The sequence below is a fragment of the Bradyrhizobium sp. MV1.5 genome (assembly GCF_055807615.1).
Window position 1 is genome coordinate 129,388 of record NZ_JBVVPL010000016.1, and the last position, 7,564, is coordinate 136,951.

At 66.3% G+C, this 7,564-nt stretch carries 9 protein-coding genes; all 9 read right to left on the minus strand.

The genetic code is table 11. The features are described from left to right. Nucleotides 1-201 precede the first annotated feature (201 nt). A complete protein-coding gene (locus AC0L2J_RS17600; protein ID WP_473288626.1) occupies nt 202-1,506 on the minus strand; it encodes a PQQ-dependent sugar dehydrogenase in 1,305 nt (434 codons plus the stop codon). 142 nt (nt 1,507-1,648) lie between these two features. Next, nucleotides 1,649-1,858, minus strand: a complete 210-nt coding sequence (locus tag AC0L2J_RS17605; RefSeq protein WP_473392497.1) for a hypothetical protein — start codon at nt 1,856-1,858, stop codon at nt 1,649-1,651. A 332-nt stretch (nt 1,859-2,190) separates the two neighbouring features. After that, nucleotides 2,191-2,817, minus strand: coding sequence for a methyltransferase family protein (locus AC0L2J_RS17610; protein WP_007613464.1), 627 nt, complete (start codon nt 2,815-2,817; stop codon nt 2,191-2,193). A 30-nt stretch (nt 2,818-2,847) separates the two neighbouring features. Beyond that, nucleotides 2,848-3,879: an NAD-dependent epimerase/dehydratase family protein gene (locus AC0L2J_RS17615; RefSeq protein ID WP_063995256.1), complete on the minus strand. Its 1,032-nt coding sequence runs from the start codon at nt 3,877-3,879 to the stop codon at nt 2,848-2,850. A gap of 29 nt (nt 3,880-3,908) precedes the next feature. Continuing rightward, nucleotides 3,909-4,445: an Mpo1 family 2-hydroxy fatty acid dioxygenase gene (locus AC0L2J_RS17620; protein ID WP_007613460.1), complete on the minus strand. Its 537-nt coding sequence runs from the start codon at nt 4,443-4,445 to the stop codon at nt 3,909-3,911. A gap of 154 nt (nt 4,446-4,599) precedes the next feature. After that, the gene (locus tag AC0L2J_RS17625; protein WP_007613458.1) at nt 4,600-5,271 is read right to left on the minus strand and encodes an OmpA family protein; all 672 of its coding nucleotides are present in this window, start codon (nt 5,269-5,271) and stop codon (nt 4,600-4,602) included. Further along, entirely contained in the window at nt 5,271-5,687 is a 417-nt protein-coding gene (locus AC0L2J_RS17630; protein ID WP_035974344.1) for a hypothetical protein, read from the minus strand. Before AC0L2J_RS17630 ends, AC0L2J_RS17625 begins: the two co-directional genes overlap by 1 nt. A gap of 88 nt (nt 5,688-5,775) precedes the next feature. Beyond that, entirely contained in the window at nt 5,776-6,066 is a 291-nt protein-coding gene (locus tag AC0L2J_RS17635; protein WP_473392501.1) for a type II toxin-antitoxin system HicB family antitoxin, read from the minus strand. Nucleotides 6,067-6,073: 7 nt separating this feature from the next. Continuing rightward, on the minus strand, nt 6,074-7,564 hold a 1,491-nt coding region (locus AC0L2J_RS17640), incomplete at its 5' end, for an ATP-dependent helicase (protein ID WP_473392504.1).

A 7,564-nucleotide genomic window follows, 5' to 3' on the forward strand; every position in this document is an offset into this window, starting at 1 on the left:
GGGGGGGGGGGGGGGGGGCCCCCCGGGGGGGGGCCCCCCCCCCCCCGGCGGGGGGGGGGGGGGGCCGGGGGGGGGGCGCCACACGGGGATTCTTTCGTCGCACACCGACCAGTGCATCGGCAGGAACGAGCACCTCTTCCTGGGCTACCCCTCTCCCTAGCCCTCCCCCACAAGGGGGGCGGGAACGCACCTCCGTCGCGGTTACGCGCCCGTCACGCGCCAGATCACGTTGCCGACGTCGTCGGCCATCAGCAGCGATTTCTTGTCGGGACCGATCACGACGCCGACCGGGCGGCCGTAGGATTCCTTCTCGTCGGGCGCGAGGAAGCCGGACAGGATGTCGCGTGCGGGACCCGAAGGCTTGCCGTTCTCGAACGGGATGAACACCAGTTTGTAGCCGGACAGCGTGCTGCGATTCCACGAGCCGTGCTGGCCGATCGCCATGCCGTCCGGGAAGCCGGGCAGCGTGCCCGCCGGCATCCAGCACAGGCCGAGCGAGGCGGTGTGGCCGCCGAGTGCGTAGTCGGGCGTGAGCGCCTTGGCGACCATCGCCGGATCCTGCGGCACGCGGTCGTCCACCGTCTTGCCCCAGTAGCAATAGGGCCAGCCGTAGAAGCCGCCGTCGCGTACCGAGGTCAGATAGTCCGGCGGCGTTTCGTCGCCGAGGCCGTCGCGCTCGTTGACGACGGTCCAGAGCACACCGGTCGTCGGCTCCCAGGCGAGACCAACCGGGTTGCGCAGGCCGGCGCCGAAGATGCGGTGCGTGCCGGCGACAAGGTCGAGCTCGTAGACCGCGGCGCGGCCTTCCTCGACCTCCATACCCATCTCGGCGATGTTGCTGAGCGAGCCGACGCCGGCATAGAGCTTCTTGCCGTCGGGACTTGCGAGCAGGCTGCGGGTCCAGTGGCCGCTCGGCTTGAAAGTGGTAAGGCGCTTGCCCGGCGCGGTGATGCGATCGGCATTCGCCACGTACGGGAAGGCCATCACGCCGTCGGTGTTGCCGACATAGAAGGTGTCGCCGACCAGCGCCATACCGAACGGCTGGCTGAGATTTTCCATGAACGCGCCGCGATACTCCGCGACGCCGTCGCCGTCCTTGTCGCGCAGCAGCGTGATGCGGTTGGCGCTGACGCCGAGCGCGGCGGCGCGCCGCATCGTTGCCTGCATCGCGTAGTGAAACACGGACCGCGGCGCCCCCGCGATCTGCGTCGCCTCCGCGATCAGCACGTCGCCATTGGGCAGCACCTCGATCCAGCGCGGATGGTCGAGGCCGGTCGCGAAGGCGTTGACCTTGAGCCCGGGTGCGACCGTCGGCTTCTGTCCTTCGCTCCAGCCCCGCGCCGTCGGCATCTTCAGTGTCGGGATGGCACCTTGCGGCTTGGCTTCGGGAATGGCGGGCGACTGACCCCAGGCCGGCGCAGGCACGGTGCCCGACAGCTTTCGCCATTGCAGCGCAATGCCGCCGAGAAGCGCAACGAACTGCGCAAAGATGCTGGAAAAAGTCATGAGAGGCCCCTGTTTGCGCGCGCATCCAACGGGCTGGCGGGGCAGACGTCAACCTGTGCGACGGGCCGCGGGGCTCTATTCCCGTGGAATGGCAGCCGTTCGAATTTGCATGGGACCAATCCCGACAGGCTGGGTCCGGAGATCAGCGGCCGATCTGCCGCTCCGCCCGGCGTGCCGCGCGAAAATCATCCAGATGATGGATGTTCGGCGCGAGCGCGGCCTCCCTGGACAGCAGATGATAGACACGCGCCACCTTGCGCTGCTTCTGCTTCGGCCGCCCGGGCGGCAGCGCCCGGGCCTTGCGGACGGCGGCGATCGCGTGCTCGCGAAAATAATCGTAGGCGTCGGACATGGCTCGATGCTCTGCGGTGTGTGGCAGGTATCGAGGGGCTAACGGGCTGGAGCACGGGCGGTTCCTCGGCCGGAATGTTCCGAGGGCGCTAATCCATCGCCGTCATCCTGAGGTGCGAGCCATGGGGCGCGAAGCGACGCATGGGGAGCCTCGAAGGATGAGCGGCCCGGCTGCATCCCGGCCGTGCATCCTTCGAGGCTCGGCTCGCGATGCATTCGCATCGCAAACCTCGCACCTCCAGCGACAATGGCTTCGCCATTGCGCGGGGATGACGGAACTAGCAGCGGCATCGTTGCTGGCGATGTAGAGGCAACAGCGAAGCGCTTACGCTCTCACCGTGGCGACAGGAACGGGATGATCATCGGCACGCGGCGGCAATAGGCGCCGTAGGCGTCTTCGCCCAGCTCCTTGGACAGGAACACCTCTTCCATCCGGCCCTTCTGCCACATGCCGAGCGAGATCAGGATCGCGCCGAGGATCGCGGTGACCGTGCCGACCGCGATGCCGGTCACCAGCATGCCGAGGATCAGGCCGGTGTAGATCGGATGGCGTACGATGCCGTACGGGCCGGTGTCGATGACGCGGTGGTCTTGCTTGTGGGTGATGGTGTTGGACCAGAACTGTCCGAGATGCAGCCGTCCCCACCAGGTGAAGGAGATGCCGGCCAGCACGATCAGCGCCACGACGTAGACAGCGGTATTGCTGAACACCCAGAGCGGCTTCTCGCCGAGCACTTCAGCGGTCCAGGGCGTGAACAGGATGCCGCCGACCAGGATCGGGATGCGATAGCGGCCGGACTCCAGCGTCATCACCTGCTTCTGGGTGCGGCCCTGCCAGAACGAGGCGCCGACCCAGCTTGCGAGCCAGGCGAGCCAGATCAGGGCGAGCAGTTGCGTCGGCCAGGTCGTGGTCCAACCACCCCAGGCGACAGAGAGAAGCTTGCTGAAATCGAAGGACATGCGGAAAGGTTCTTTGGGTTGGGCGGCAGCTCAGCTGGCGCGCGAGGAGAGCGCGTGATGCTCGATAGCGCCGGAGGCAAGCGCGCCGCCGCGGACGAGAAGATGGGTGATGGTTTCGCGCAGGACCGGCTCGATCGGGCGCGGCGCGTAGCCGAGTTCGGTGCGCGCCTTGCCGATCGAGAGGTCGCTCGCGGCGAGCGCGATACGCACGCCCTCGGCGGTGCCGTTGGGCGGCCTGCGCGTGATGCGGTCGGAGAGATATTCGAGCATGATGCCCGACAGCTCGGCCATCTTGCCGGGAACGACGACCGGGAATTGCCGGCGGCCGCTCATCGCGGACATCATCCGCAGAATCTGGCCGAGCCTGACGCAGTCGCCGCCGAGGATGTAGCGCTGGCCGTTACGCCCGCGTTCCATGGTCAGCACGAGGCCCATGGCAACGTCGCGGACGTCGACGAGATTGACCGGGAAGTCGAGATGCGGCTGCACTTTCTTCTGCAGGAAGTACCACAGCATCGCGGTCGGCGGCGTCAGATTATGGTCGGCGGCACCGATCGGCATGGTCGGGGTGCCGATCACCAGCGGGAAGCCTGCGGCTGCGGCCTTCGCGGCGCAATGCTCCGCCAGCGATTTCGACCGCGTGTAGGCGCCCGGCATCGCATCGGCCGGCTGCAGCGCCTCTTCGGCGGGAACACCGTTGAGGTCGGAATAGGGGAACAGGATCGATTCCGTCGAGCAGTGCAGGAAGCGCGAGACCCCGCGCTTCATCGCGGCCGCGAGCACGATCTCGGTGCCGCGGCAATTGACGTCGTGAAAGGCCTGCTTGTCGGCGACCCACATCCCGGGCAGGCCGGCGAGGTGATAGACTTGATCGACGCCCGCAATCGCGGCATCGACCGCGGCGCCGTCCAGCACCGAGCCTTGGGCATATTCAACGTCGGCATACGGCGTGGCCGGCGCACGGACGTCGAGAACTCGCACCCGCTGCCCACGGGCGCGGAGCGCTTCGACGAGATGATGTCCGATGAAGCCGCTGCCACCGGTAACCAGTACGAGAGCCATGCAGAAGGTTTGCTGTTTCGCGTCTAGAACTATCGGGTTGAAAGGGAATTGGTCGGAAGAGGCGCCAGAATCGCGGCAAGGTCGCGACGGAAGCCCAATGCAATGAATAATTTTGCCATGACAAACATCGGTCCAAGCAGAAAATGGGTGGGGTGGTCGACCATCGACGGCTGCCGCTCCTCGAAAACCTTGTGGCCAACGATCTGCGCGGTGACGCCAAGTCCGATCAGCACCGCAAAAATCGACCACATCATGACGATCGAGACCTGATTGCCGATCGCGGTTGCGACCGAAAGCAGCACGATCATCGCGGCGAGGATGGCGAGTCCGATCCCGGCGTCCAGCATCAGCCAGTAGACCAGCACCGGCAGGGCAAGAATCACGGCGAGGCTCACCTCGATCCCGAACAGCGGGAAATGCACCAGCGTCAGCGGCAGCACGGCGCCGGTGAAGAGCAGGAGGATGCCGACCACGTGCATCGCGCAGTTCCAGGGATCGCGATGATATTCGACGTAGTCGGCCAGTTGGCGTTGAAAATAACTGGCCATCTCGGTCTCGTGCAGCATGGGGTCGGGAAGGACGAAAAAAGCCTATAGCACCTGATAGGGCGGTGCACAAACCGGCGCGATTGTCGCGCGAAACCGCGCTGTCGCGCTGTGAGACAGGTCACAAAACGATCGGGACTTCAAAGGGTTCCGTCAGGCGCCGCGGCGCGTGTGCTCAGCGCTTCTTGGCGGGCTTTTTCGCCGCAGGCGCAGGTGTCGCAGCCGGATGCGCAGGCGCTTCCTCCGGTACCTTGGCGTAGGTTGCGATTTGCAGCTGGCCGTTGACGGCCGACGTCGGCCTAGCCCGGTCGAGAAACTGCTCCTCGCCGAGGCCGATCGGATGCAGCCGCTTGGTCGAGATCTTGAACGTGTTCACCAGCACGTCGCGAATCGCGTCCGCCCGGCGCTGGCTCAGGATCGCGTTGGCCTCGCGCGTCTTCGCGTTGGATTCGACATGGCCGACGATCAGGAACGTGTAGGGCAGCAGCGAGGCATGGACCAGCGCATCGGCGAGGCGCCCGACGGTCTGGTAGGACGCCGGCTGGATGATCGGCGTGTCGGCGTCGAACTGGATCTGCGCGGTGAAGGTCGGCAGATTGACCAGATCAGGCGCGATCAGCGGCCGGTTCACCGGACCCGGATCGTTCTTGATCCTGGCCTTGGCCCGCTCCATCACCTGCAGCTTCAGCGCGGGGATATCGATCTCGGCGGATTGTTCGAAATGGTTGAGCTTGCCGACGATGTCGTCGCGGGTCGGCGGCGCCGTCTGCGCTTCGGCTGTGCCCGCGAGCAAAGCGAGGCCGAGCGCGATGCATAGTCCGGCGGTGGAAAGCCTGTTCGCTGGCATCACCGATACCCCGCGTCGTCGACGGCCTTCAGGCAGTTGTTGCTGATGCCCTTGGGCGTCGAGACCAGGCAGGGGACCGCCTTGCTGGTCTCCTTGGTCGAGCCGCCGCAGACCTTGACGATCTCGCGCTGGCAGGCGTTCGCCACCGTGACGCGGGCGGCGACGCGCTTCTGGATCGCGTCGAACGCGCCGAGATAGTCGCTCTGGCACTGCTGGGAGAGCACGTCGCGGTTGCGCGACAGGCACTCCTTCAGGCGGGTCGAATCCGGGTTGACGCCGCGGCAATTGGCGACGATTTCCGCACCGCAGCTTTTCGCCAGCATCCCGATCGAATCGCCAAAGCTCATGGTCTCCGCCGCCGCAAGCGACGGCATACCCAATGCCAGTACGATCAGTGTGATGGAGCCCCGGACCATGGCCGCATCTGATACGGGGAAGTTCGCGGTGGTCAAGGGCTGTTCGGACCTGAACTGTCGAGAGTCCGACCAGTGCGGCGAACAGTCCTCACTCCGTGGCCTCAGTGAGGGGCGGCCATTCGATCAGGGCGACCGTGTGCTTCGCGAGGTCGTCGGCCACATCCGGGTCGGCCTTGAGCTCGTCCAACGTCCGCGGCGGGGGAAGCTGGCGGCCGTCCGCGATCAGTTCCTGTGCATAGAACGCGAGTGCCTCGGGCGCATTCTCCAGGGCCTCGTCGACGTCGTCGCCGCCGGAAATGCAGCCGGGCAGGTCGGGAAACCACACGCCAACGGCTTCGTCCGGGCTGGCATCTTCGATGATGGCAATGTAATGCGGCATGCCCGCCTCACGCCCGCTGCACAAAACTGTCCACGACCTTCTTTTCCCCCGCCTTGTCGAAGGCGATGGTGAGCTTGTTGCCGTCGATCCTGGTGACGCGGCCATAGCCGAATTTCTGGTGGAAGACGCGGTCGGCGAGGGAGAATTCCGAGGTCGTGCCGGTGGATTTGGCCACCAGCTCGCCCTCGATCGTCAGGGGCCCGCGGCGGCGCGAGGAGAAGCTGCCGAAATCGGGCGAGGACGACTGGGACGAAAACGACGAGGCCTGTTCTTCGAAGCTGCCGCGGCCGCCATTGCCGCCCCCACCGCCGCCGCGATTGCGATTGGCCTGGGCGCGCTGCCAGCCCGGGGTCGAATAGGTGGAGCCGAACGCTTCCATGTCGTCGAAACGGGAGGCGCCGTAACCGCCGGTGCCGCCCCAGGCCGAGCCGCCCTTGGATTCCGTGATCTCGACATTGGCCGCGGGCAGTTCGTCGAGGAAGCGCGACGGGATCGTGGTCGACCAGGTGCCATGGATCCGGCGGTTGGTGGCAAAATAGATCTTGGCTCGGCGGCGGGCGCGGGTCAGGCCGACATGGCCGAGCCGGCGCTCTTCCTCGAGGCCGGCGCGGCCCTGTTCGTCCAGCGTGCGCTGGCTCGGAAACAGGCCTTCCTCCCAGCCGGGCAGGAACACGTTGTCGAATTCCAGGCCCTTGGCCGAATGCAGCGTCATCAGCGACACGGCGTCCTCATCGGCGCCGCTGTCGCGGTCCATCACCAGCGAGATGTGCTCGAGGAACCCTTGCAGGTTCTCGAACTCCTCCATCGAGCGCACGAGCTCCTTGAGGTTTTCCAGCCGGCCCGCCGCGTCCGCCGAACGGTCCTTCTGCCACATCTCGGTGTAGCCGCTCTCGTCGAGCACGATCTGGGCGAGATCGGTGTGCGACGTGACCTCGCGCTGGGCCCGCCAGCGGTCGAACTGGGCGACGACGTCGCGCAAGGAGCCGCGCGCCTTCGGCTTCAGCTCGTCGGTCTCGACCACCGCGCGCGCCGCCTCGAACAGCGGAATGCGGCGCTTGCGGGCGTGATCGTGCAGCATCTGCACGGTGGCATCGCCAAGTCCGCGCTTGGGCGTGTTGACGATGCGCTCGAAGGCGAGATCGTCGGCCGGTGAATTGATGACGCGCAGATAAGCCAGCGCATCGCGGATCTCGGCGCGCTCGTAGAAGCGCGGGCCGCCGATGACGCGATAGGGCAGGCCGAGCGTGACGAAGCGGTCCTCGAACTCGCGCATCTGGTAGGAGGCACGCACCAGGATCGCGATCTCGTTGAGCTTGTCGCCCTGGCGCTGGATCTGCTCGATCTCCTCGCCGATGCCGCGGGCTTCCTCTTCCGAATCCCACGAGCCTGTCACCGTGACCTTCTCGCCGTCATGGTCCTCGGTGCGCAGCGTCTTTCCCAGCCGGCCCTCGTTGTGGGCGATCAGGTGCGAGGCGGCGGCGAGGATGTGGCCGGTCGA